The following is a 2006-nucleotide window of genomic DNA, read 5'->3' as shown; positions in this document are numbered from 1 at the left end:
TTTCGATAAGTAGTTATTCTACAATCAAAATTTCTAACGATGTTATCGAGTGTTTTAACCAGCTAAGATGAACAGTTATTTACTACGATTGGTATTAGGCATACAAACTAGAACAACATCCATTAAAAAAGGGCTTCCGCTAGGAAGCCCTTTTTCATTGGAAATCTATTTGACGAAATGCAAATCTATAACAGTCAGTTACACCGGCAGCGCAGCAATGGTGCCGTTAACTTCTTTAAAAATCGTTAGCTTTTGTTTGTCTGAAACTTCAGGAAGAAGCACCTTGCCTTGGTCGAAGCGAAACTCTCCGATACCCTCTATAGCAAACTGGCCTTTGAACAGGACTTTAACGAAACGCGCCACCTGATGTGGACGGTAAGTAGAAAATTTTCTTAACATAATACAACCTCAATTCCATTTGAGTACTACAGCCACGTACCTGAACACCAACGTATTCAAAGCACATTAAATCGCTAATTCCTTTAGCAAACAGCAAGATAATCTATTGTTCATCTCGATATTGATGCATTATACCTTTTGGTAACAAGCCTGCAACTTATTTCCACACCGTACGATAAAAAAGTTAAAGAGGCATTTTTCAAATTTCATATTATACTTCCAGAGCAAACCAATAAGCGGAACAAAAATATAATGAAAAACAAAACTCTACTGGCTTTTTTAGCCGCAGCCTCTCCACTTTTCGCCAATGCTCATAATCTATCAGTCGGTGCAACTCTGCCTGCTGTCGATGTTAGCAACTATGGTGAAATCGTACTAAACGACGGAAATACTGGATATCAAGCTTGGGCAACCAATGATCTTCTAGGTAAAGTTCGCGTCGTTCAAGCTATTGCTGGCCGTAGCAGCTCGAAAGAGCTCAACGCACAACTGATGGCAGCAATTACAGCATCGAAATTCGCAGAAGACAGCTACCAAACCACTACCATCATCAACCAAGATGATGCGATTTGGGGAACTGGGTCTTTTGTTAAATCGTCAGCAGAAAGTAGCAAAGAAGAATTTCCATGGTCTTCTATGGTGCTAGATGAAGACGGAACCGTAGCGTCATCATGGGCTTTAAAAGAAGAGAGCTCAGCGATTATCGTTCAAGACAAGCAAGGTAAAATATTGTTTGTTAAAGAAGGGGCATTAAACGACTCAGAAGTCACTCAAGTTATTGAGTTGATTAAAGCGAGCCTTTAATAAGATATTCGCGTCTTTTTCGAGACCTGACCAAAGGATATTGTTATATTATAACAGTATCCTTTTTTAATTCTGTGGTTAATCATCCTGATGTGGAAAAACACACCTAATAATGTGAAACGTAAAACAGGCTTCTTGCTTGGGCTGATGCTCATGTTGAGCGTGTTAGCAGCGACACATATTGTAGATATCGACCCACATCATCACTCTTCACATCACTGTGAGCTGTTTTCGATAAATCAGTTCATAACGGCGCATTCACTTCCACAGATCCCAGAGTTCCATTCGGAATTTACTGTCGCTATCACAGAGTCAGTCATTTCGTTACAGCGCCTGTATTTCGCTTATTTAGCACGTTCACCTCCTGTAAAGATTTCTTAATTACCACTACTTTTTAATTAACCTTTATTCAGGAAAAAAACATGAAACCTACTATTCTAGCCGTTGTTATCGGTATGACTGTCTCTACTAATGTTCTAGCTAACGAAGAATTCCGCTCTCACGAAGCACACGTGCACGGTAAAGTTGAGGTGAACATCGCTCAAGATGGGCAAGAACTACTTGTTGAAGTAACAGCTCCCGGCGCTGATGTGGTTGGCTTTGAACATGCTCCAGAAACTGCTGAGCAAAAGAAAGTATTTGAACAAGCGATTGCGCAATTAAACAAGCCAGATGAGCTATTTGGTTTCAAAAATGCAAGCTGTACTCTGAAGTTCAAGTCGGTGACGAACACCTTGGAAGGCGATCATGATGACCATGAAGGCCATGACCACGCTGAACACGCTGAACACGACCATGATGAC

4 protein-coding genes are annotated in these 2006 nt (G+C 40.6%); 3 read left to right on the top strand and 1 reads right to left on the bottom strand.

All coding sequences use genetic code 11. From position 1 onward, the window contains the following. Positions 1 to 198: 198 nt before the first annotated feature. Positions 199 to 399, bottom strand: a complete 201-nt coding sequence (locus tag AB4653_RS21545; protein WP_004735283.1) for a DUF1107 family protein — start codon at positions 397 to 399, stop codon at positions 199 to 201. A gap of 252 nt (positions 400 to 651) precedes the next feature. Between AB4653_RS21545 and AB4653_RS21540 the strand changes: the two genes are divergently transcribed. The 3 genes from AB4653_RS21540 to AB4653_RS21530 all read left to right on the top strand — a co-directional run. After that, positions 652 to 1203 carry a YtfJ family protein gene (locus AB4653_RS21540; RefSeq protein WP_009847759.1) on the top strand — a complete coding sequence of 184 codons (552 nt, stop codon included), beginning with the start codon at positions 652 to 654 and terminating at the stop codon, positions 1201 to 1203. A gap of 90 nt (positions 1204 to 1293) precedes the next feature. Further along, the gene (locus AB4653_RS21535) at positions 1294 to 1584 is read left to right on the top strand and encodes a DUF2607 domain-containing protein (protein ID WP_083784112.1); all 291 of its coding nucleotides are present in this window, start codon (positions 1294 to 1296) and stop codon (positions 1582 to 1584) included. A 41-nt stretch (positions 1585 to 1625) separates the two neighbouring features. Further along, positions 1626 to 2006, top strand: a 381-nt coding sequence (locus AB4653_RS21530; RefSeq protein WP_136975497.1) for a DUF2796 domain-containing protein, incomplete at its 3' end; no start/stop codon positions are given.

Source organism: Vibrio sp. 10N.222.48.A3 (assembly GCF_041475345.1).
GTDB lineage: Bacteria > Pseudomonadota > Gammaproteobacteria > Enterobacterales > Vibrionaceae > Vibrio > Vibrio tasmaniensis_A.
This window is presented reverse-complemented; position numbering and strand designations above follow the sequence as displayed.